18 protein-coding genes are annotated in these 22,866 nt (G+C 69.2%); 6 read left to right on the forward strand and 12 right to left on the reverse strand.

Annotation, left to right across the window (positions count from 1 at the left end):
- Positions 1 to 2: 2 nt before the first annotated feature.
- The 4 genes from ACYVIO_RS36000 to dpgA are packed head-to-tail and all read right to left on the reverse strand — an operon-like array spanning position 3 to position 4,230.
- Entirely contained in the window at positions 3 to 1,274 is a 1,272-nt protein-coding gene (locus ACYVIO_RS36000; RefSeq protein ID WP_460655443.1) for an aminotransferase-like domain-containing protein, read from the reverse strand.
- Positions 1,271 to 2,458: an enoyl-CoA hydratase/isomerase family protein gene (locus tag ACYVIO_RS36005; protein ID WP_460655444.1), complete on the reverse strand. Its 1,188-nt coding sequence runs from the start codon at positions 2,456 to 2,458 to the stop codon at positions 1,271 to 1,273. The genes ACYVIO_RS36000 and ACYVIO_RS36005 overlap by 4 nt, the downstream gene beginning before the upstream one ends.
- A complete protein-coding gene (dpgB, locus tag ACYVIO_RS36010) occupies positions 2,455 to 3,144 on the reverse strand; it encodes an enoyl-CoA-hydratase DpgB (protein ID WP_460655445.1) in 690 nt (229 codons plus the stop codon). The genes ACYVIO_RS36005 and dpgB overlap by 4 nt, the downstream gene beginning before the upstream one ends.
- A 24-nt stretch (positions 3,145 to 3,168) precedes the next feature.
- Entirely contained in the window at positions 3,169 to 4,230 is a 1,062-nt protein-coding gene (dpgA, locus tag ACYVIO_RS36015; RefSeq protein ID WP_460655446.1) for a 3,5-dihydroxyphenylacetyl-CoA synthase DpgA, read from the reverse strand.
- A 45-nt stretch (positions 4,231 to 4,275) separates the two neighbouring features.
- Here dpgA and dpgD point away from each other — a divergent pair, with 45 nt between their 5' ends.
- Positions 4,276 to 5,091 carry an enoyl-CoA-hydratase DpgD gene (gene dpgD, locus ACYVIO_RS36020; protein WP_460655447.1) on the forward strand — a complete coding sequence of 272 codons (816 nt, stop codon included), beginning with the start codon at positions 4,276 to 4,278 and terminating at the stop codon, positions 5,089 to 5,091.
- On the opposite strand, the gene pabB is transcribed toward dpgD, so the two are convergent.
- The 6 genes from pabB to ACYVIO_RS36050 all read right to left on the reverse strand — a co-directional run bounded on the left by pabB (position 5,088) and on the right by ACYVIO_RS36050 (position 16,952).
- Positions 5,088 to 7,124: an aminodeoxychorismate synthase component I gene (gene pabB, locus ACYVIO_RS36025; RefSeq protein WP_460655448.1), complete on the reverse strand. Its 2,037-nt coding sequence runs from the start codon at positions 7,122 to 7,124 to the stop codon at positions 5,088 to 5,090. The two genes, dpgD and pabB, sit on opposite strands and share 4 nt — an antisense overlap.
- On the reverse strand, positions 7,124 to 8,110 hold the full coding sequence (locus ACYVIO_RS36030) for a diiron oxygenase (RefSeq protein ID WP_460655449.1): 987 nt from the start codon (positions 8,108 to 8,110) through the stop codon (positions 7,124 to 7,126). Before ACYVIO_RS36030 ends, pabB begins: the two co-directional genes overlap by 1 nt.
- Positions 8,107 to 9,600, reverse strand: coding sequence for a condensation domain-containing protein (locus ACYVIO_RS36035; protein WP_460655450.1), 1,494 nt, complete (start codon positions 9,598 to 9,600; stop codon positions 8,107 to 8,109). Before ACYVIO_RS36035 ends, ACYVIO_RS36030 begins: the two co-directional genes overlap by 4 nt.
- Positions 9,597 to 10,910, reverse strand: coding sequence for an MFS transporter (locus ACYVIO_RS36040; RefSeq protein ID WP_460655451.1), 1,314 nt, complete (start codon positions 10,908 to 10,910; stop codon positions 9,597 to 9,599). The genes ACYVIO_RS36035 and ACYVIO_RS36040 overlap by 4 nt, the downstream gene beginning before the upstream one ends.
- Positions 10,904 to 16,606, reverse strand: a complete 5,703-nt coding sequence (locus tag ACYVIO_RS36045; RefSeq protein WP_460655452.1) for an amino acid adenylation domain-containing protein — start codon at positions 16,604 to 16,606, stop codon at positions 10,904 to 10,906. Before ACYVIO_RS36045 ends, ACYVIO_RS36040 begins: the two co-directional genes overlap by 7 nt.
- 79 nt (positions 16,607 to 16,685) lie before the next feature.
- On the reverse strand, positions 16,686 to 16,952 hold the full coding sequence (locus ACYVIO_RS36050) for an acyl carrier protein (RefSeq protein ID WP_460655453.1): 267 nt from the start codon (positions 16,950 to 16,952) through the stop codon (positions 16,686 to 16,688).
- A gap of 118 nt (positions 16,953 to 17,070) precedes the next feature.
- Here ACYVIO_RS36050 and ACYVIO_RS36055 point away from each other — a divergent pair, with 118 nt between their 5' ends.
- Positions 17,071 to 18,318, forward strand: coding sequence for an alpha/beta fold hydrolase (locus ACYVIO_RS36055; protein WP_460655454.1), 1,248 nt, complete (start codon positions 17,071 to 17,073; stop codon positions 18,316 to 18,318).
- Here the strand turns inward: ACYVIO_RS36055 and ACYVIO_RS36060 are convergent.
- The gene (locus tag ACYVIO_RS36060; RefSeq protein ID WP_460655455.1) at positions 18,305 to 19,027 is read right to left on the reverse strand and encodes a Crp/Fnr family transcriptional regulator; all 723 of its coding nucleotides are present in this window, start codon (positions 19,025 to 19,027) and stop codon (positions 18,305 to 18,307) included. The two genes, ACYVIO_RS36055 and ACYVIO_RS36060, sit on opposite strands and share 14 nt — an antisense overlap.
- A gap of 95 nt (positions 19,028 to 19,122) precedes the next feature.
- On the opposite strand from ACYVIO_RS36060, the gene ACYVIO_RS36065 reads away from it, so the two are divergent.
- Positions 19,123 to 20,106 (forward strand): aldo/keto reductase, encoded by a 984-nt coding sequence (locus ACYVIO_RS36065; RefSeq protein ID WP_460655456.1) that lies wholly within the window; start codon positions 19,123 to 19,125, stop codon positions 20,104 to 20,106.
- Positions 20,103 to 20,852 (forward strand): sulfotransferase-like domain-containing protein, encoded by a 750-nt coding sequence (locus tag ACYVIO_RS36070; RefSeq protein WP_460655457.1) that lies wholly within the window; start codon positions 20,103 to 20,105, stop codon positions 20,850 to 20,852. The genes ACYVIO_RS36065 and ACYVIO_RS36070 overlap by 4 nt, the downstream gene beginning before the upstream one ends.
- Here ACYVIO_RS36070 and ACYVIO_RS36075 read toward each other — a convergent pair.
- Positions 20,843 to 21,562 carry a 4'-phosphopantetheinyl transferase family protein gene (locus ACYVIO_RS36075; RefSeq protein WP_460655458.1) on the reverse strand — a complete coding sequence of 240 codons (720 nt, stop codon included), beginning with the start codon at positions 21,560 to 21,562 and terminating at the stop codon, positions 20,843 to 20,845. The two genes, ACYVIO_RS36070 and ACYVIO_RS36075, sit on opposite strands and share 10 nt — an antisense overlap.
- Positions 21,563 to 21,639: 77 nt before the next feature.
- Between ACYVIO_RS36075 and cysC the strand changes: the two genes are divergently transcribed.
- A complete protein-coding gene (cysC, locus tag ACYVIO_RS36080) occupies positions 21,640 to 22,218 on the forward strand; it encodes an adenylyl-sulfate kinase (protein ID WP_460655459.1) in 579 nt (192 codons plus the stop codon).
- Between the two features lie 2 nt (positions 22,219 to 22,220).
- A partial coding sequence (gene cysD, locus ACYVIO_RS36085; protein WP_460655460.1) for a sulfate adenylyltransferase subunit CysD occupies positions 22,221 to 22,866 on the forward strand: 646 nt, incomplete at its 3' end.

The raw sequence follows: 22,866 nt of genomic DNA on the forward strand, positions 1-22,866 counted from the left end.
GATCAGTCGCGGACGACTTTGGCCAGCCGCGACACACCTTCGTCGATCTGGTCCGGGTCGAGAGAGCTGCAGGCGAGCCGGAGCTGGCGATCTCCGCCGTCTCCGAGGCTGAAGTACCGCATCGGCGTCCACAGCACGCCGAAGTCCTCGGCCGACCGGCGGAGCAGCTGATCGTCGGCCTGCTTGTTGATGGCCATCCGGACGAAGAAACCTCCGGTCGGCTCGTTCCAGCTCACGTCGTCGCCCTGCGGATCGCCCAGGTGCCGGTTGAGTGCTTCCAGCAGCAGTTGCAGGTTGCGCCGGTACAGCCCGGCTCTGCTCGCGCCGAGACAGCGCATCGAACCACCGTGCTCCAGCAACAACCCACCGACGACCGCCTGCGCGATCGGTGAGGTGTTGACAGTCAGGACACCCTTCACCGTCGTCACAAGATCGGCCAGCGTCATCCCCACGTCGGTGCACTGGTCGGCAACCACGTAACCGAGCCGTGCACCAGGAACGCCGATCTTCGCGAAGGTGCCGATCTGAACGACCTGCCCGGTCCGGTCGAGGGCCTTGAGCGACGGAATCTCAGCGCCCGGTGGGGCGGTGAAGCGGTAGGTCGTGTCCTCGAGCAGCAGCACGCCCAGCCGTTCGGCCTCGGTCAGCAACTCCAGCCGGGCCGCCAGCGGCATCTGCGCCCCGGTGGGGTTGGCGAAATCCGGAGCCACGATCAAGCTCCGAATGCGCCGCCCGATCCGCTCAGCCGTAGTCACCACCGTGCGCAGGGCTGCCGCGTCCGGACCACGGCCGTCATCGGGGACCGCGAGCATCTCCAGGCCGAGGATCCGCGCGGCGCCGTGCGCACCGGCGTACCCGGGATCCGTCATCGCGACCACGTCACCGCGCGCGGGATCGTGCAGCACCCGCAGCACCGCCACCAGGGCCTCCTGCGCCCCGACCGTCACCACGACCTGGTCCGGGTCGACGGCGATGCCCTCGTCCGTACGCAACGAGGCCGCGATCATCTCCCCCAGCAGTCCGCGCGTCGGCCCGTACTGGAACAACCGGCTACGAATCTGCGCGGTTCCCAGTCCCTGGGCAGACAGGTGCTGCTCGAAGACGGCCACTGCCCGGGCCACGTCGACGGCCTCGAAAGCCTCGCGGTGCGGGGCCCCAGGAGCGAACGAGATCGCTCGTGGGTACCGCGCGGTGATCTCGTTCAGGAAGGTCATCGAGCCCAGCCGTGGATCGACCACCGCCGCCGGCAGGTCGGCGACCGCCAGACGACTCATCCGCGGGCTGCCCGGCGGCGCATCCAGGCCCGTTCGAGGGACTCGAGGACGTCGGCGCTGTACATCCGCTGGACCTGCTCGAGCGCGAACGGCGCGGCGTACCGGCGGAACGCCTCCAGCGGCTCTTCGGCCAACCGGACCATCCGCCGGTTGGCGATCACCGCGGACCTTCGCAGCTGCTTCACCGCGGCCGCGATCGAATCCTCCATCCGATGCGCAGGTACCACCTCGTCGCACCAGGTCAATGCCTCCGGCCCGTTGGCCGGAAGGCGAGCTCCACCCAGCAACAACCGCCGGGCCTGCCGGGCTCCGACGGTCCGGGTCAGCCGCAGATTGGCCATGCCGGGAATGATTCCCTCCCGCAGCGCCGGCAGGCTGACGTAGCTGTCGTCGCAGGCGATGACCTGGTCGAAGACGAGCAGCAGCTGGAACCCACCGCCGATCGCGAAGCTGTCCACCGCCGCGATCCAGGGCTTCTCGACCGGTTCGCCGTCGACCACGAGTCCGCGGAAGATCTTGTTCAGGTAGCCGACCTCGCGGCCGAGCACGAAGTTCACGAACGAGATCTGGCCCTCGTACAGGTGGGTGAGGTTGATCCCGGCGCTGAACACCCGCCGGCCGGCGTACCGCTCGTGCAGCATCACACCGCCCCGGACGACGCCGACCTCGACGTCCGGATCGAGGAGGGCCAGATCGATCGCTGCCTCCATGTCCCGGCCGAGCCGGTCGTCCTCGGCGTTCAGGAACTCGTGGTTGGCGACCGTCAGGTACGCGACACCGTCCCACCGCTCGAGGTGCACGGTCTCCAGTTGCACCTCGCCCTGGGACCGGAACTCCGGTAGCAACCGGCGGGCCAGCTCGGTCGGCTGCAACTGGGACTCCAGCAGATGGGTTCCCGCTCGCCGGTCGGCCAGCAGATGGCTCAGCAGGATGCCCTGGTCGACCTCGAGGCCTTCCTTCTCGCTTTGCCGCCGGGTTCGTTCGCCGGCGATCTCCTCCCGGGTCGGAGCCAGGCCCGGCCACCGCTCGGCGACCGTGAAGACGAGCTCGTCCAGGAACATCCGCCGGCGGTACCCGTCGGTTACCTCGTCGTAGATCCGCTCGGCCCGTTCGGCCAGGAACTCGTGCCGGGCCGCCCGACTGCTGATCCGGCGCGGCCGGACAGCGGTCTCCGAGCTGGTCACAGCGCGGCTCCCGAAGTGGTCACGACCGGCTCGATCCTCGGGCGACGCAGCAGGCGGTCGGCGGCCGCCAGGTGTGAGCCGAGCGCCTCGTCGACGCTGGTCGCCGGAGCGTCGAGCAGCAGCCGCCGAATCACCGCGAAGTCCTCGCCGCCATCAGGTGCGGCGCTGCCGAGCATCTCCTCGGCACGGCGCAGCGCCAGCCGGAGGTCGTCGGCCAGCTCGTCGACCAGGTCCAGGGCCACGGCCTTGCGCGCGGTCAGCGGCTGCCGCCACAGCGCGAGCTGCTTCGCCCTAGCGACCCCCAGCTGACACGCCAGGCGATGCAGTACGGCGCCCGGCCAAGCGCCGCCCTCCGCACCGAGGACGAAGACGAAGTCCCGCGTCACCACCCGGAAGTCGGCGACCAGCAGCACCTCGGCCGCCGGCCCCGTGCAGGTCCCCGACGCCACCGCGACCACCGGCGCGGGCACCCTCTCCAAGCGCCGCAGCGCGCGTTCCCATCGATTGATCGCGGCGATCGGGACGTTGCCCGGCCACGCCTGGTGACCACCGCCCGGGTGCAGTTCGAGCACCACGCCGTCGCCGCCCTCGGCGGTGGCGGTGGCTTGCTCGACAGCGCCCAGCAGGTCGTCGTCGAAACCACTTCCACTGCCGATACTGATCAGACCCGTACCGTGTCCAGCCATCGTTGATACCTCACAATCGTCGCGTCACCAGCGGATGAGGGCGCTCTCGATGGTGGAGCCGGGCCCCATCGTCATCAGAACGCCGTGATCGCCCGGTCGGGCGACGGCTTCGTCGAGAAGCCGCTCGAAGGAGAACAGGAACGAACCGCTCGACAGGTTGCCGTGGTCGCGCAGCACCCCGCTCGTGTGCCGCAGGTCGTGCGTGGTCAGGCCGAGGTTGATCTTCACCGAGTCGATCACCTTCCGGCCGCCCGAGTGCACCACCCAGTGGTCGATGTCGCGGCGGTCCAGGCCGGTGCCCGCGAGCAACCGGTCGATGACCTGACCGGCGTGGGCGCCGACGACGTACGGAACCTGCGGGTCGAGGAAGAAGCTGAACTTCCCGTGGTCGCTGTCCCAGTCGTAGCGCATCGCCGCGAGCGAGTCCGGGATCAGGCAGCTGCTGTACTTCAGCACGCGGGGGCCGGCCTCCCGCCCGGGCTGCTCGTCGGCAACCACGGCCAGTGCAGCGGCGCCGTCCCCGAACAGGCTGTTGACCACCGCCGAGCGGATCGTCGAGTCGAAGACGTACGCGGCCGAGCAGACCTCGACGCACAGCAGGATCGCGAGCTCACCCGGGCGTTGGACCGCGCGGCCGGTCACCGCGGACAGCGCGTTCAGCCCGGCGTTGCAGCCCATCCCGACGACGTCCAGGCGGCCGACGTCCCAGGCGAGGTCCAGCTCGCGGCAGATCAGCGCGCTCAGCCCGGGGGTCAGCCAGCCCGAGGACGACACGCAGCACAGGTACCGGACGTCGTCGAGTCCCGCACCGGCGCGCTCGAGCGCCCGGCCCAGTGCCTCGACGCCCATCGCGACTCCGTCGGAGCGGTGCTTGGCCAGCAGGTCCGCCTGGCTCTCGGTCCGTGGCCTGCCGTCCGCTCCGTCCGCCGGCAGGTGCAGCGATCGCCGCTCGATACCGCCGTTCAGGAAGACCCCGCGAATCCTGCCGTCGGTGATGCCGTAGCGGTCCAGGACGTCGGCCTGGGAGTACGACGTCGGCTGGTTCGCGGTGCCCACCCCGACCACTTGCACCGTGTTCGTGACCATGCCACCCCTTTGCCAGCTCGAATGTCACAACTATTGTTACTGCATATGACAACAAAAGTCACGGAAACCAAGATCACACGCGTCCGGCGGGGCCACGTCTCGTACCTGACGATCGACCGGCCCGCGGTGAGCAACGCGCTCGACCTCGACGCGCACCGACAGTTGTGCCGGCTGCTCGACGAGTTCGAGACGGACGACGAGCAGTGGGTCGCCGTCCTGACCGGTGCGGGAGACCGGTCCTTCTGCGCGGGCCAGGACCTCAAGGAACTCGCGGCCCGCAACCGCTCCGGAGTCCAGCCGACCAGCCTGGGCAGCGGCGGTGTGTCCGGGTCGCCGCGCCTGACCGAGCGGTTCGGCCTGACCAAACCGATCGTTGCCCGCGTCAACGGTCACGCGATCGGCGGCGGCCTCGAGCTGGTCTTGGCCTGCGACATCGCCGTCGCCGTGGAGCACGCCACCTTCGCTCTCCCCGAGGTGAAGCTCGGACTCGTGGCCGGCGCCGGCGGCGCCATCAGGCTCCCCCGGCAGCTGCCCCAGAAAGTTGCCCTCGGCCACCTGCTCACCGGCCGGCCGATGACCGCCACCGCCGCGCACCACTACGGCCTGGTGAACGACGTGGTACCTGCCGCCGACCTCGACTCCTGCGTCGAGGCCTGGGTCGCCGACCTGGTCGCGTGCTCCCCAGTCGCCGTACGGGCCGCCAAGGAGATCGCCACCACGTCGCGGGAACTGTCCCTCGCCGAGGCGTTCACCACCCGGTACCCGTGGGAGGAGAAGCGGCGTACGAGCCCTGACGCCACCGAGGGGCCCGCCGCGTTCGTCGAGCGGCGCGCCCCTCGGTGGCAGAACCCGTCCGGCTAGGAGATGGTCGGCGTCAGGTCACCGACTCCCACCTGAGCGGCCCGGGTCGCGAGCAGGGCCCGAGCCTTCAGCATCATCTCGTCGTACTCGTCCTCGGCGTCCGAGCCGAGCACGATGGCACCGCCGGCACCGATCCGGAGCTCCTGGCCGTCGTTCACGGCGGTCCGGATCACGATGCTCAGGTCCGCTCCCCCACCGAGCCCGAGGTAGCCGAGCGCGCCGGAGTAGACGCCACGCGGTGACTGCTCCAGCCGATCGATGATGTCCATCGTCCGGACCTTCGGCGCTCCGGTCATCGATCCGCCGGGGAAGCAGGCCCGGACGCAGGTCACCGCACTGATCTCCGGCCGGAGCTGCCCGCGGATCGTCGACACCAACTGGTGAACGGTCGCGTAGCTCTCGGTCACGAGGTACTGCGGAACCTCCACCGTGCCGATTTCGCAGACCCGGCCGAGGTCGTTGCGCACGAGGTCGACGATCATCAGGTTCTCGGCCCGGGTCTTGGCCGACCTAGTCAGGTCGGCGCGCAGTTCCTCGTCCTGGCCGGGATCCGCCGACCTGGGCGCGGTGCCCTTGATCGGTTTGCTCTCGACCACACCGTCAGCGGTGATCTTCAGGAACCGCTCGGGCGACGAGCTCATCACGGTCAGCTCGCCGAACCTCAGGTACGCCGCGTACGGCGCCGGGTTGGCGCGGCGAAGGTCCCGGTAGAAGTCGAGCGGATCGGCCAGCGGCGGGAAGCTGAAGTGGTTGGTCAGACAGATCTCGTAGCTCTCACCGCGCCGCAGCTCCTCCTGACAGGCCTCGATGTCCGCGAGGTACCGCTCCCGTGGACGGTCGAGCCCGTGGCCTGAGGGAGCGCCGACTCCGACCGGCTCGCGCCGTCCCCCGGCAGACCGCAGGTTGCCCAGGGCTCGCGCGGTACGGGTCAGCCACTCGCGCCCCGCCCGTTCGGCGGCGTCCTCGGCCTCGGTGATCGCGACGAGGTACGTCACCGACTCCACGTGGTCTACGACCACCAGCCGGTCGGCGAACATCCAGGCCGCGTCCGGGGTCCGGCTCCGGTGGGCGTTGGTCCCTCCGGTCTCGGCCTTGAGCTCGTAACCGAAGTACCCGACGTACCCTCCGTTCAATTGGAAGGGCAGCTCCGCCGGCGGCAGCGCGCGTTCGGCCAGCCGGCGTTCCAGTACGTCGAAGATGCTGCCCGGTTCCGACCGGACACGGCCCGCGGCGCGGACTTCGACCTCTCCGTCGCCGGTACGGTACGTCAGTACTTCGCTGAGCGGACCGGAGGCGTCCCCGAGGAAGGAGAACCTCGCTCGCCCCGCCTCGGCCAAGCTGCTGTCCAGCCAGAAGGCGTTCGGGCTGTCGGCGTACAGGGTGCGGTACACCTGCTCGGTGTCGGCGGCGTGCCCGACCCGGGCCACCTCCAGCCGCAGTGCCGGGCGGCTGTTCGCCGCGACCAGATTTAGGAAGTTCTGGACCAGTCGCAGGCCGAGCTCGGTCGCCACCGACTCGGGATGGAACTGCACACCCCAGCGTGGCAACGTCCGGTGCCGCAGCGCCATGATGACGCCGTCCTCCGACCAGGCGGTGGCCTCGATCTCGTCCGGCAGCCCGGCCACGTGCAGTGAGTGGTAGCGCACGGCGTCGAACGCCTCGGGGAACCCCGCGAACAGCCCGGTGCCGTCGTGGGTGATCCGCGTGATGTGCCCGTGCTTGGGGTCGCCCTCCCGTACCTCGGCCCCGGCCTGGTACGCGATCGTCTGATGCCCTAGGCAAACACCCAGCACCGGCAGGTCCGGGAACCGCTCGAGCACGTCCCACGACCAGCCCAGGTCGGTGGCGTGCTGGGGGCGGCCCGGGCCCGGCGAGATCACCACCGCGTCGTACTCGGACGGGTCGAGCCGGCTCAGGCGAGGGTCGTCGTTCACCAGCACGGTCGGCTCCTGGCCGGTCGCGACGGCGAGCAGCTGGAACAAGTTGTAGGTGTAGGAGTCGTAGTTGTCGATCAGCAGCAGACGCATACCCATCAGCCCTCCCGGCCGTCCAGTGGTGGAGTGAGCGCCCAGTCGGGCCGATCGGGGAAGTCGAAGTCGATCTGCCCGCTCAGCCCGAGCTCGGAGACCAGTCGCTGGGTGCCGGAGTAGTCCCGGACCAGCTTCGTGCCCGATCCCCCGCGCCCGATGTCGGCGACGATTTCGTCGGCTTTCGCGATCCCGGCGGTGCGCAGCTCCAGCCGCAACGCCATCGGGTCCTGGACGCCGAACGCCTCCAGCGCCGGCGGCAAGCACCGGATCAGCACGTCGCGCTGCGCCGGGTTCATCCGCGCGAAGAGAATCTTGACCACCTCGACGATCACGGAGCCGTGCGCCGACTCGTCGCGCAGGTGCAGCTTGGTGATCAGCGAGTGCATCGGCTGCACCCCGGGATCGCGGGCGATCAGCCCGAGCAGCGCGTTGATGCAGGTTTCGGCGACCGCTCCCCAGACCAGGACGGCCACGTCGCGCTGCCACTGCTCGGTCATCTCGGCCAGCACCGCCTGCAGACGACGGTAGGTGATCAGGGTCGGTTGCTGCGGCCGTTCGCCGATCCCGCGCAGGTCGCAGGTGCGATTGACAGCCATCATGTGCATGTAGGTGTGGAAACTCTCGTCCACCAGGGACTGCTGAACGGTCTGCTGGATGACCCGGTCCTCGCTGCCCGGGAACACTCCTCGCATCACCAGCTCGAAGGCCGGGTTCGCGATCAGCGACTCGGTGGCGATCACCCGCTGGTTGTAGCCCAGCCACATCCCGGACATCACCTGCGCCCGCTGCTCCGCCGTCGCGGCGAGGAAGTCCGGGTGCTCCGCGAACGGCATCAGATGCGCCGGGTAGTCGGGCAGCGCCGCGTCGTACTCTGTGACCTCGCCCTCGATCACCAGCTCGCGGCGGACCGCGGCGCGCCGCGGCCAGGTGTCCGCCAGGCGCTTGAGGGTGGCCAGCCCGATCGTGTCCTCCCCGGCGAAGGTGGTCATCGCCGTGCTCCCGCCGGCACCGGAACAGCCCGGACCAGGTCGTCCAGGCGAGCCTCCGGATCCTCGCCCACCGCAGCCAGGATCCGTACGAAGGCCTCGCTCAGCGACCTGATCGTCGCCTCGCCGAACAGTGCCGTCCGGTACTCGAAGCGGCCGGTCAGGGTGTCCAGCTCGTTGGCCATCACGACGGCCACGTCCATCTGCGAGACCTCCAAGGCGATCGGGACCTCGGTCAGCACGACGTCGTCGGCCAGTGCCTGCGGTCCGGGACCGCACTCGTTGACGTCGAACATCGTTTGGTACAAGGGGTTCCGCCCGGGATCGCGCGGCGGCGCCAGCCCGCGGACCAGCTGCCCTGATGGCAGGTCCTGGTAGTCGAGAGCATCGCTGACTCCGTCGCGAACCTGCTCGACGAGCGTGCGGAACGTTCCGTCCGGATCGACCACGACCCGTGTCGGGACCACGTTCAGCAGCGGGCCGATCAGCTGGTCGGTGCCGGTCGATCCACGTCCGGCAACCGAGGTGCCGACCGTCAGGTCGTGCTGGCCCGTCCAGCCGGCGAGCAACACCCGGTACGCCGCGAAGAGGACCATGAACAAGGTGGCTCCGAGTTCCCGCCCGGCGTCGTGCAGTCGGTCCGCCACCGCCTCCGGCACCTTGAACCCGAGCATGGCGCCGTTGAAGTCCTGGACCGTCGGCCGCGGCAGATCCGTCGGCGGATCGAACGCGGGCGCACCCGCCAGGAGCGGCCGCCAGTGCTCGACCATCGCGGTCAGCCGGTCCTCGGTGAGCTGTTCACGCTGATGCACCGCCAGATCGGCGTACTGCACCGGCAGCGGCGGAAGTGGACCGGCCCCGGTGGACACAGCGCGGTAGGTCGCAGCGATCTCCCGGACCAAGGTGTGCAACGACTGCCCGTCGGCCACGGCATGGTGAGCGACCCAGATCAACTCGTGCTCCGAGTCGCTGAGCCGGACCAGCCGGACCCGGACGAGCGGCCCGCTCCGTACGGCGAACGGTTCGTGAACCGCCGCGGACACGGCCTGCTCCAGTGCTCCGGCGCGCTCCGCCGCAGGCAGCGAACTGAGGTCCGTCACCGGCGCCACAGCACTACCCGCCGACCTGATGCGCTGCACCGTCCGGCCCCCGGCAAGCTCGAGGTGCGTTCGCAGCACCTCGTGCCTGGCCTCGACACGACTGATCGTCTCGGTGAAGGTCGCGATGTCGAGGGGACCGCTGATCCTCGCCCGCAGCGGAATGTTGTACGCCGCACTTCGGGGATGCAGCACGTGCAGGAACAGCAACTGCTCCTGGAAGTGCGAAGCCTCAGGCGGTTCGCCGTCCAGGGCTGCCCGCCGAACGACCGGCGTGGGCGAGCCCACCGAGGCCGACGGAGCCGGGCCCACTCCGGCTTCGCACCGCAACCGGCCCACCGCCTCCCGCCGAAGCTCCGGCGACAGCTTCATCAGCCGCAGCAACTGGTTGGTCATCGCACCGGCTGCTTCCCGCTCTCGTCGGCACTCGGAGCCGGTTCCGCGGGCTGATCCGCGGCCGGTGCGGCCTCCTCGCCGCCCGGGTGCTGACGGATCGAGCGAACAGGGCTCACCGCGACCATGACCGCGACGGCGATGATCAAGGCACCCGCACCACCGATCGTCGCCCGCACACCGAGCGCCGCACCGATGGTGCCGCCGAGTGCCGCACCCAGCGCGCCACTGCCGTGCACCACCGACATCGCCGTACCGCCGACCCGGCCGAGCAGCTCGAACGGCGTGATGCCGGCGACCAGGCTGAGCACGTGGATGTTGTACGTCGAGTTCGCGAGGCCGGCCACGAACTGGCAGAACATCAGCACGCCGAAGGCGGCGGACACCGGGGTGGTCGCCAACACGATGCTGGACAGACCGGACGCGACGATCGTCACGATCAAGGCGGTGCTGAGCGACAGCTTCTCCGCCAGCTTGGCCGCCGTGCTCGCTCCGACCAGCAGGCCGATCCCTCCACAGCCGAACGCGATACCGACCTGGAGCGGGCTCAGCCCGGCGATCTGGTAGGCGTAGACCAGCACGAGCGCGCTGGCCGCGGCACCACCGAGGTTGAGCACGCCGGTCGCCGTCATGAGAGTCCGCAGCCGGCCGTCGCCGCCGATGGTGGTGAAACCGATCTTCAGGTCGTCCATGACCGCGCCCGGCTTCTGCCCGGACGCCGTCCGGACGTCCTCACGATCCCGGACCAGCAGGACGGAGACCGCCGAGACCAGGAAGGTGACGGCGTCGACGACGACGGCCACGACAGCACCGAGGATCTGCAACAGGCCACCACCGAGGGCCGCACCGCCGACGTCGGCGGCCGACCTGGTGAAGGACAACTTTCCGTTCGCCTCGACGATGTGCTCGCGACCGACCAGGTGCGGGATGTACGACTGGTACGCGACGTCGAAGAAGACCGTGAGCACACCGTTGACTGCGGCAACGATCATCAGGTGGGTCAGGGTCAGGTGCCCGAAGAGATGGGCCAGCGGAAGGCTCAGCAGGGACAGCAACCGGCCCAGGTCGGCGCCCACCAGCAACGGGCGGCGCGCGACCCTGTCCGCGAGCAGGCCCGCGAACGGGCCCAGGACCAGGTACGGCAGGACGCCGAAGGCGGCCAGCAGACCAACCTGGAAGGTCGAGGCGTCGAGGGTGAGCAGAGCCAGGGTCGGCAGGGCGATCCGCGAGATGCGGTCACCGAAACTGCTCAGGCTCTGCCCGAACCACAACCGCTTGAAGTCCGAGTGACTCCACAACTGTCCTGTCAGCATGTCGATGTGTCCTTTTCTGTTGTGGGGACGGGTTCGTTCGACTCGTCCGTGCCGGGTTCGAGCAACACCGAGGCGAGGGCTTCCACCTCGGCGCGGCCGATCGGGTCGGCCAGGACCGCGCTCACCACGGTCTCGACGGTGCGGGCCGTGAACAGCTGCTGGATCGACAGCTGCGGCCCGAGAATCTCTGCCAGGAGCGTGATCAGGCGGACGGCCGTGAGCGAGTTGCCGCCCAGTACGAAGAAGTCGTCGCTCAGACCGACCTCCTCCTGCCCGAGCACCTCCGCGAACAGCGCGCAGGTCACCTGCTCGACGGCCGTGACCGGGGGGACGAACGTGCGGACCGGTCCCACCGTGTCGTCCGCGGCGCTCGTGGTCAGCGCCAGCCGGTCGACCTTCCCGTTGCGGGTCAACGGCAACTCGTCGAGGACCGTGATCCGGTGCGGCAGCATGTAGCCCGGCAGAATGCCGATCAGGTGCTCCCGCAGGGCATCGAGCTCACCGGTCCGGCCGGCCGCCCAGAGGACGTACGCGTGCAGGAACGACTCGCCCGCAGGACCGCCGGCGACGACGACCGCGGTATCGACCCCACGGCACGAACGGACCGCGGCTTCGACCTCGCCCAGCTCGATCCTTACGCCACGGATCTTCACCTGGAAGTCCTCGCGGCCAAGGATCTCGATGTTCCCGTCCGGCAGGTACCGGCCGAGATCGCCGGAAGCATACGCGCGGCCGTAGCCCGGCAGCTCGACGAACTTGCGTGCGGTGAGCTCCGGGTCACCCCAGTAGCCCTGGGCAAGACCGACCTCGCTCGCGGTGTAGATCTCGCCGGGCACCCAGGTGGGTCGTGGCGAGAGATCCGGGGCCAGCACGTGGTATCGCTGGTTGGCCATCGGCTTGCCGTACGGGATGCTCGTCCAGTCCGGGTCGACCTCGTCGATCGGGTAAACAACCGACCAGATGCACGTCTCGGCCGGGCCACCGGACGAGATCACCGCCGTCCGCGGGTTCAGCGCCCGGATCCGGTCCGGCAGCGGCAGCGGGATCCAGTCGCCGGCCAGGACGACGGTACGCAGTGACTCGAAGGCCTCCGCGGTACCGGCGGTCTCCGCTTCGGAGACGGCCATGTCCATCAGGGTCGGCACCGAGTTCCAGAACGTGACACCGGCCTTCTTCATGAGCTCCAGCCAGTGCGGCGGGAAGGGCATCGGACCGGGTACGGCGACCGCACCGCCGGCCTGGGTCATCCCGAAGACGTCGTACACGGAGAGGTCGAAGTGCAGCGGGGACGCCGCGAAGCAGCGGTCGTCCGGCCCGACGCCGAACCGGAGATTGGCCTCCACGATCGTGTTGAGCGCGCCCCGGTGGTCGACCATGACCCCCTTCGGCGTGCCGGTCGACCCGGAGGTGAAGATCACGTACGCGAGATCGGAAGGCTCCTGCACAGGCTCGAGCGGACGCGCGTCACCGTCCTCGAGATCACGGTCGACGCATACGACCCGGACGTGCCCCGGCCACCGCGCCCCGTCGACCAGCGCGGAGTGCGTCACCACGATCTCGATCCGAGCCTGGTCGACCAGGCGGTGCAGACGGTCGACCGGCCAGGCGGCATCCATCGGTAGGTACGCGGCACCGGACGCGAGAATGCCGTGCGCTGCCGCGATCTGCTCCCAGCCCTTGTCGAGGTGGATCGCGACCAGCTGGTTCGGCACGGCGCCCGCGGCCCGCAGCAACCGTCCGAGCCGGTTGGTGGTCGCGTCGAGGTCGGCGTAGCTGAGCGTGCGTTCGAGAGTGATGATCGCCGGTGCGTCCGGCGTACGTCGTGCGTGCTCCGCCAGCGGGGTGTGCAGGTACGACGGTCCGGACAGCGTTGTGCGGGCGGCGTCGTTGATCTGGTCGCGTTGGGTCCGCTGCCACTCCGGCAGCAGCGAGGGCGGTTCAAGCTCCCAGTGGGCCTCGTCGGACAGCAGCCAGCGGACCAGACCGCGGTGGGCCTCGAACATGTCGTCGAGCATCCCGTCCGGGTAGAAGGCGTCGAGACTGTCCCAGTTGTAGGTCAGCGCGCCGTTCTCCTCCCAGATCTGGAAGTCGATCGACACCTGCGGGGTCTGCGAGATCGAGTACACCGACTCACCGATCGCGGTTGCCGTACGTCGTGGCGGCTGGCCGAGCAGGCTGGTCACGACGACCGGGAAGGACGCCCGGACCCGGTCGCGCTCACGCGCCGCCAGCTCGCGCATCACCTGGATGCCACCGAAGTGGCGGTGCTCCAGGTCCTCCCACATGCGTTGCTGAACGGCCCGCGCCCGTTCGGCGAACGAGCCGCCGGTGGGCTCGACCGCGAGCAGCGAGGTGGTGGTGAAGTCCCCGACGATGTCGTGCACCTGGGGGTGCACCGGCAACCGGTTGAACAGTGGGCAGTTGATCGTGAAGCTGTCACTCTTGCTCCAGGTCCGGAGCACCTCGGCGAACGTGGTGATCAGCAGACAGGTCGGCGTGACGCCGCGGCGGTTCGCCTGGTGCTGCAGCAAGTTCCACTCGTCCGCCTCGAGCCGGTCGGCACGACGGCTGAAGACGGGTGCTGCCTGGCCGCCCGACGCCGCCTGCGGCAGGTCAGGTGCCGGGGGCAACGAATCGATCCGGTCCAGCCAGTAGGTTCGCGACGCTTCGTAGGCCGGCGATTCCACGAGTGCACCGTCGGTCGCGAGCACGTAGTCGCGAAAAGTCAGTTCCAGCGGTTCCAGCGCGAGACCTGGATCCTCGTAGAAGAGCACGAGTTCCGGGATGAGCAGCTGAACGTAGCTCCAGGCGTCACAGATCAGCAGGTCGAAACTGAGGTGCAGGCGAACCTGTCCCCCGGGCAGCCGGGTCACCCGTACGTCGAAGAAAGGCCAGGCGTCGACGCTGAACACGTGATGCGCCAGCCGTTCACGCAACTCGCCGGTGACGCGCTCGGCGTCTTCGGGAGCGTGATCGCTGAGGTCGAGCACCTCGACGGCGTACGGCGGTGGATCCGCGAGGACCTGTTGGGTCCCGTTCGGCAGCATCACCAGCCGGAGTGCCTCGTGCCGCTGGACAAGGCGGTCCCACGCCAGCTGGAGACGGTCGACGTCGAGGTCGTCGCTCTGCCACTCGAAGTAGCCGTGGCATCCAACGTTGCCCAGCTCGACCGCGTCACCACGGCCGATCCAGTAGGCGTACTGCGTGTCGGTCAGCGGGAACGGGCTGTGCCGGCCGGCCAGGTCGGAGACGACCACCGGAAGCCGGCCGTGATCCTGGTCGCCAGACCGGTTGCCGGAAGCAAGAATCTCGGCGACGCCTGAGACCGTCCCCGCGGCGTAGAGCTCATGCAGTCCGACCGTGACGCCGAACGTCTCACGGATTCGGGACGTGACGTCGATGGCGGCCAACGAGTGCCCCCCGAGCTCGAGGAAGCCGTCGTCGGCACCGACCCTCTCGACCCCGAGGACGTCGGCCCAGATGCCGGCGATCGTCCGCTCGGTCTCGGTGCGTGGGGCGACGTATGGGCGGTCGACGGTCATGGGTGCGACCGGCAGCGACTTCCGGTCGAGCTTGCCGTTGGTGAGCCGCGGCAGCACGTCGAGCAGCACCAACGAGGTCGGGACCATGTATGCCGGCAGCAGCCGGCCGAGCTCTTCACGGATCCTGGCCACGACGTCCGGACCGTTGCCTTCCTCCGGTACGACGTATCCGACGAGCGTGACCTCACCGGTCGCGTCGGGCCGGGCCGCGACGGCCGCCTCGCGAACCGCGGTCAGCGACTCGAGAGCGCTCTCGACCGCTTCGGGCTCGACCCTGAAGCCACGGACCTTCGTCTGCAGATCGGCCCGGCCGACCATCTCGACGAGGCCGTCGGCCCGGAACCGGGCGAGGTCGCCGGTGCGGTAGAGCAGCTCCTCGGCTTCCTCGGAGATGGAGTGCCGGACGAAACGCTCCCTGGTGAGTTCCGGCTTGCCGAGGTAGCCGAGGGCAAGACCCGCGCCGGCAATGTGGAGCTCGCCGATGACACCGATCGGAACGGGGTGACCGGCCGCGTCGAGCAGGTACAGGCGCGTGTTCGCGATCGGTCGGCCCACCGGGAGCGGCGCACGCCTGTCCTCCCGTGTCGCCAGACCCTTGGACGTCGCACGCAGCCCTGTCGCGATGTTCAAACAGGAAGTGGTCACCAGAGTCTCGGTGGTGGCGTAGAACACGACCGGCTCGAACGGCACATCGGCGGGAGCCCATCGCCGAACCGGCGCGCCGGTGGCGAACAGGTACCGCAGCGAGACGTTCTCGGAGGGCCAGGTCAACCACCACAGGCGCTCGGCCATCGGGGCCACCAGCACCGCGACAGTGATCCGCTCGACCAGCATCCAGTCCCGCAAGTCCGGCGGCGACGCGGCCGTCTCGGGTGCCGCTATGCACAGGGTCGCCCCGAGGCCGAGCAGCGTGATCCATTCCTGGGCCGCGATGGCGAAGCCGGGCGACGAGGCCCAGGCGGCTCGATCGCCGCTGGAGATCCCGTACGCCGTCCGGCTCCACTCGACCATGTTGGCGAAGGCGCGGTGCCGGATCAGCACTCCCTTCGGCTCGCCGGTCGAGCCGGACGTGTAGAACACCACGCCCGCCTCGTCCGAGACGGCACCGCCGTCGAGACGCGGTGCCGAGTCGGGATCGTCGATGCACAACGCGATGTCCGCATGACGCGCCGCCAGCCGGTGCCACGAGGCTTTCCGGGTGATGACTCCGGCGACCTCCGCGTCGTCGAGCACGGCGGTCAGCCTGGCGTCGGGATTGTCCGGATCGAGCAGTACGGCGGTGGCGCCGGCGCGGACCACCGCGAGGAACCCGATGACGCACTCTGCGGACCGCTCGACCAGGACCGCGACGCGGGCACCGCGGCGCAGACCCGCTTCGAGCAGCACCGCGGCCAGTGCGGTCGCGTCCCGGTCGAGCTCGTCGTACGTCCAGTGGCGGTTGTCGGCCTCGATGGCAGCGTGGTCCGGATTCTTCTGCGCCTGCTCACCGACGAGGTCGGCGACCGTGACGTCGTCGCGATAGCCGGCCGACGTGTCGTTCCAGTCGATCAGGAGCTGGGTGCGCTCCGCGGCGGGCAGCAACTGCAGTCGTCGTACGGACTCGTCGGGGTCGTCCAGCGCCGAGGTGAGCAGAGCGACGAACTGTGCGGCGATCCGTGAGGCCGCGTCGGCGGAGAAGCCGGCGGTCCGGTAGCCGAGGGTCACCTCCTCGGAGGTGACGCCGAGCACCAGCTCGGCAGGAACTGCACTGGTGGTCGTTCCCTCGTGGCAGACGCCCGCCGAGAACAGTGCGATGTCGCCGGGGATCAGCAGCGGCTCGGGGCTGAGCGCCGCCGCCTCCACAACCTGCCGGAAGCTGGTGCCGTCAGCGAAGTCGAACGGCAGGCAGCCGGTGGCGCCGCCGGCTCCGGTGACCAGGGCGAGGGCCGGAGTTCCGCTGTACCGGTGCAGCAGGGCTGCCCAAGCCGCCCAGAGCGTCGGTTGCGGTTCCCCCCGATCGCCGGTGATCGCAGCGGTCAGTTGAGCCGCCCGCTCGAGCAACCCGCCGGGTAGCGGTACCTCGACGGCAGCCACTGCGGCGGTCGTCCCAACAGTGCCGCCGTCGACGGGCAGCTCGATCCGCAAGGCTTCCTGCCCGGTCTGCGTGGTGTCCATGATCTGCGCTCCTGCGTCGGCCGGATCCGTTCACTGGCCCAGAGCCTAGCCAAATCATGACTAAAGTAACAGGGGCGATTCAACTATTGTCATCAACCGCCTTGCTGACGGTCCGCCAGGCAGCGGCCGGCGTCTCGAAATTGACGAGCGCGACGGCGGCGGGCGGGAAGTTCAGCCCGAACCGTTGCTGCAGTCGCATGACCAGGGCCATCACGCCGAGCGAGTCGAGTCCGATCGACCGGAAAGAGATGTCCGGCGATAGCGGCTGCTGGGCGGGGTAGGCCGGCAGTAGCGAGCGAACCGTTTCCTCGAAGGCGTCCGGCCAGACCTGCTGAAGCTGTTCCATAGCGATGACCTCCACGGGTGGGCGTGCACAGAGTGGATGCGACCGTACGGCGGACGCCGGCCCGGCGCTGTGCATTAGTGAGCAGACAGCGGTCGCGTTGTCGGCGAGGCTGACCGGCATGACCGACAGCGTGTTGACCACACTCGAACAGGCCGTGGCCTCGCTCGTGCACGAGCTTCGGCCCCGATCCCCCGAATACCTCCGGGACCAGCAGCTCCGCATCCTGGTGCCGGCCGGCGTCGACATCGGGCCCGGATCGACGACCGTCGCCGCGGTCGGTTCGGCGTACGGAGTCAACCTGGTGATCGCCCCGGACGACAACGACGCCAACGCGGTGGACCGACTGCTGACGGCCCGGTTGGACGGAGCCGTCGTACGGCTGCCCGAACTCGACAGCACCTCGGCCGAAGAACTGGCCGCAGTGATCGATCGCAGCACAACGACTCGCCTGCGGGCCGCGCCGGAACTGGAGTGGCAGGAGCTCGAGGTCGGCGGCGAGCAGATGAGGTTCGCGACCGGCGGGACCCGCGGTACGCCGCTCGTCCTGGTCAACGCGCTCGCCCAGGCACCGGACTTCTGGTACGAGCTGATCGACCGAATGCTGCCGCGCCGTGTCGTGCTCTTCCAGTGCGGCGGGGTGGTCGAGGACGACGTCGCGGAGGAAGGCCTGTCGATCGACCAGTTGCGGACCGGGCTCGAGGCAGTGCTCGATCACCTGGGGCATCCGGCGTACCACTTGGTCGGCTGGTGCACGGGGGCCCGATTCTCGGCGCACCTCGCCTCCCGCCGGCCAGACCTTGTCGCATCGCTGACGATGCTCAACGGTGCCTTCAAACAGCTCGGCGTCGACAGCACCGACGACTCGGCCTACGAGCGTGTCATCGAGACGATGTGCCAGACGGTGGTGAACCAGCCGCAGCTCGCCGACCAGCTCGCCGTGATGGTGGCTGGATCCGTCGGCAGACCGCAGGCCAGACAGGACGACGATCGGGAGACAGCGGGACAAGCGGCCCTGTCCGGTGTCGATCCGGCCTTCACCGAGTTGCTGAAGGCACCCGTCCGGGACGGACTCAGGTTGAGCCGCTACGCCCACCAGCTGTTCCAGCTGTTCTCCGAGGACCCCTTCACCCACCTTCCACCGGCCGGGCCGCCCGTTCTCTGCGTCGCGGGAGAGTTCGACGAGCAGGTGTCGCTCCGGCGATTCGCCCGGGTCGCCTCGGCGATCCCGGGCAGCAGATTCGCCACCGTTGCCGGAGGCACCCACTTCTTCCTGCATGACCGCCCGGACCTGCTGGCCGAACTCTTGAACGACCTGGTCGCAGGTACGTCTCCCCGGCCCGCCACACGGGAGATCAGCTGGCGATGAGCTGCTGATCCGCCAGCGCCGGATCGGCGGTGGCGAACTCCGTCAACCGGCCTAGATCGGGGACCACGAGTGCACCACCACGGCCGTGCACGAGTCCACACTCGCGAAACTCCCGCAGGAACCGGCTGATCCGCGACCGGGTGGTCCCGACGATCGCACCGAGCTCCTCGTGCGTGAGCCGGACATCCAGGCAGACGCCACCCGGACCGGCCACTCCCAGTCGAGCGGCGGTCCTCGCCAGAGCCGCTGCCAGCCGATGCCTGCTGTCGAGAGTGACGAGGTCCGAGATCACTTGCTGCTGCTCGGCCAGCCGACGCGCAAGCAGGTCGAGGTACGCCGCCTGAAGGCCGCCATTGTGCACCGCGGCGCAGAAGTCCCCGGCCCGGATCCGCCACAACTGCAGTGGCTGAACCGCCACCAACGCGTCCTGCCACAAGCCGGGTTCCATGCGTACGTCGCCGTACACGTCGCCGGGACCGTGCAGCGCGACGACGCAATGACGTCCGCCGGCCGCCGCGCGGCTCTGCTTCACCACGCCACGGCGGATGAGGCAGACCGTTTCCTCGGTGCTGCCAGGCGAACGCACCATGGCACGAGCCGGCAACTGCACGAGGACTGCCGCGAGCTCTCCGCTCTCGACGAGCTCGCGCAGCTCCCGCCCCAGTTTCGACTGTCCCACCAGTGCCGGTCCGCCCGCCGGATCAGTCATCACTCTCGCCTCCAGCTCGATTGACAACTATAGTCATGGTCACGGACTGACAATAGTCGATGGCCGGTGTCGCGGTCGATCATCAGGAGGCAGGGATGCGGGAACGTCGCTTCGGCCGGTTGGGGTGGCCGGTTAGTGAGGTCGGGTACGGCATGTGGGGCATCGCCGGCGGCGAGGGCGGCTGGTCCGGCGCCGACGACACGGCCGGGGCCGCCGCACTGGACCTCGCCGTCGAACTGGGCTGCACCTTCTTCGACACCGCGTGGATCTACGGCCGCGGGCACAGCGAGCAGCTCCTCGGCGAGCTGCTGCGCCGGCATCCCGGCCGCGAGCTCAAGGTGGCCACGAAGGTTCCACCCAAGAACCGGGCCTGGCCGTCGGCCAAGGGCGCACGGATCGCAGACATCTTCCCCGACGACCACCTGTGGTCCTACCTGCGGGCGAGTCTGGACAATCTCGGCGTCGACGCGATCGATCTGCTGCAGTTCCATGTCTGGGAGGACAGCTGGGCCACCGATCCGGGCTGGCAGCGAACGGTCACCGAGATGCGTGAACGCGGGCTGATCCGCGGTGTCGGCATCAGCGTCAACCGCTGGGAACCGTCGAACGTCCTGAAGACCTTGGAGACGGGACTGGTCGACGCCGTCCAGGTGATCTACAACATCTTCGACCAGGCCCCGGAGGACGAACTCTTCCCGGCGTGCCGTGAGCTCGACATCGCTGTCGTCGCCCGGGTGCCGTTCGACGAGGGCACGCTGACGGGGACGCTGACCCGGGACACCGCCTGGCCGGAGGGCGATTGGCGAGCCAGCTACTTCGTCCCCGAGAACCTCGAGGCCAGCGTGACACGCGCCGAACGGCTGGCGGAGATCGTTCCCGCGGAGATGACGATGCCCGAGCTGGCGCTGCGGTTCATCCTTGAGGAACCGACCGTCAGTACGGTCATCCCAGGGATGAGATCGGCACGGCACGTGCAGGCGAATCTTGCGACTGGGACGGCCGAGCCGCTGCCGGCCGAGCTGATGTCCGAGCTGCGCAGGCACCGATGGGATCGGGTACCCACGGAGTGGTCGCAGTGACCGGCGCGACGGTCAAGCCACTGATCGTCTGGGCGGTGCCGCGCTCGCGGTCGACCGCGCTGGCGCGGGTGATGATCGAGCGCGGCGATCTCGAAGTCGTGCACGAGCCGTTCTCGTACCTGGCCGCGAAGGGGACGTACGAACTGGCCGGCCGCGAGTTGCGCTCCGCCAGCGAGATTCTCGACGTGCTGCTCGAACAGGCCGCGGCGGGACGGCGCTTGTTCGTCAAGGAGACCACCGACTACCGGTACGACGAACTCCTCGCCGACGAGCGGTTCGTTCCTGCGCTGCGGCACGCGTTCATGATCAGGCAGCCCGCGGACGCGGTCGCCTCCCACCACGCGATGAACCCGGGCCTGACCAGCAGCGAGGCGGGATTCGCGAACCTGGCCGAGATCGTCGACCACGTCCACGCCAACTCCGGTACAACGCCGGTCGTCATCGACGGCGACGACCTGGTCGCGGAGCCCGAACTCATGGTCGAGGGCTTCTGCCGGGCCGTCGGACTCCCCCACATTCCGGAGGCACTGACCTGGCAGCCCGGTGAGCAACCGCTCTGGCAGCAAACCGCGGCCTGGCACCGCGACGTCGAGCAGAGCACCGGTCTCTCGCCTCGCCGACGCGAGTACACAGTGGATCCGGCAGCCGCACCACGCCTCCGCCAGCTGGTCGAGGAGCAGCTACCGCACTACAACCGCCTTGCGGGTTATCGGCTCAGGGCGCTGAGGGATGCGGTTCAGCGGTGAGCCCAGGCATTCAGCAAGGGACCGGCATCGCGCTCCGAGATCGTGATGTCCGCCGTGCTGAGGACCGCGAGCGACGCAAGGTGGTCGGTCCGATCGGCGAGGTCGTACAGCCGGATCCCGGCGGCCACCTGATCACGGCCGCTCCAGCCGACCACTCCGGCAGGCTCACTCGGTGCCGTGACGCTGACCAGGTTCAGTGGTTGCCGCAACCCGTCTCCCGTCGACTTCACCACCGCTTCCTTGCGGGTCCAGTACCTGAAGAAGTCCGTCGTCGAGGTCAGCCGGCGACGCTCGGTCGGTGTGAGCACCAACGAGGACATGCTGTCCACCTCGACAGTACGAATCTGCTCGACGTCGAGTCCGAGTGGGGCGACCGTCCCCATCGCTACCCCGACGAGTTCACCCGAGTGGGACACCGACACCTCCCAGCCGGGCCGAGGCCCTGCCACCCGGACTTTGCCGTGCGGCTGATCGCAGTCGGGGCACGTTCGGTCGAGCTCGACCTCGGCCGGAGCGCAGTCCAGTTGCTCGGCCAGCGCCAGCCGGGTGATGGCCACGCCGACCTGGAAACGACGCCGGTCGGCCTCGGTCCGGTAGGCAGCCGCCCGGGTCTGCTCCGGAAGCGTCAACAGCTGAGCCGTTGCCGAGTCGAGCAAGGACCCGACCTCCGAAAGTCGCGCCCACCACACATCGACGGAGAGCGCGCTCATACGCCGCACCCTATCGAGCGTCAGCGGTGAGCCGCTCACTCACCAGACCAGAACCACATTTCCCACCAGGAGGAGAAATGCTTTCAGAGCTCGACACCGCGACGATCGACCGGCAAGACACCGGCACCGGCGGCGTGACGCTGTGGCTGACAGGGCTGCCGAGTGCCGGCAAGTCGACCGTCGCTCGAGCCGCTGCCGAGGTCCTCGAGCAGCGCGGGCGCCGGGTCGAGGTTCTCGACGGCGACGAGATCCGCGCGGTGCTCGGCGCCTCCGGTTTCGACCGCGCCGCCCGGGACGCGAACGTCCGCCGGATCGGCTGGCTCGCCAATCTGCTCGCCAGGAACGGGGTGACGGTCGTCGTCGCCTCCATCGCGCCCTACCGAGAGACGCGTGACGCAGTCCGTGGCAGTCACGAGGACGCCGGGATCCCGTTCGTCGAGGTGCACGTGGCCGCATCGGTCGAGTGCTGCGTGGCCCGCGACGTGAAGGGACTCTATGCACGACAGGCCCGCGGCGAGATCACCGGCGTGACCGGGATCGACGACCCGTACGAGCCACCGCTCGCTCCGGAGCTGCGGCTCTCGACCGATCGTGAGGACGTGTCGCGCTCGGTGGAGACCGTGATCGAGTACCTCACCCTGCACGAGCTGGTCTGATCATGATCGACGTACTGGCTCCGGACTCCCTGGAGAGCGAGTCGATCTTCGTGTTCCGTGAGGTGGCGGCGGAGTTCGAGCGGCCGGTGATCCTGTTCTCCGGTGGCAAGGACTCGATCGTGATGCTGCACCTGGCGCGGAAGGCGTTCGCGCCGGCCGGTGTGCCGTTCACGCTGCTGCACGTCGACACCGGGCACAACTTCTCCGAGGTGCTCGACTACCGCGACGCCACCGTCGGCGCGCTCGGGCTGCGACTCGAGGTCGCCCGCGTGGAGGACTACCTGGCCGACGGCCGGCTACGCGAACGCGCCGACGGTACCCGAAACCCGCTGCAGACCGTTCCGCTGCTGGACGCGATCAACGCGCACCGCTTCGACGCCGTGTTCGGCGGCGGACGGCGCGACGAGGAACGCGCCCGGGCCAAGGAACGGATCTTCAGCCTGCGTGACGAGTTCGGTCAGTGGGACCCGCGCAACCAGCGGCCCGAGCTGTGGTCGCTGTACAACGGCAAGCACAAGCCGGGCGAGCACGTCCGGGTGTTCCCGCTGTCGAACTGGACCGAGCTGGACATCTGGAACTACATCGACCGCGAGAACATCGCGCTCCCGAGCATCTACTACGCCCACGAGCGCGACGTGTTCGAGCGCG

It is taken from the genome of Kribbella endophytica, from assembly GCF_054781295.1.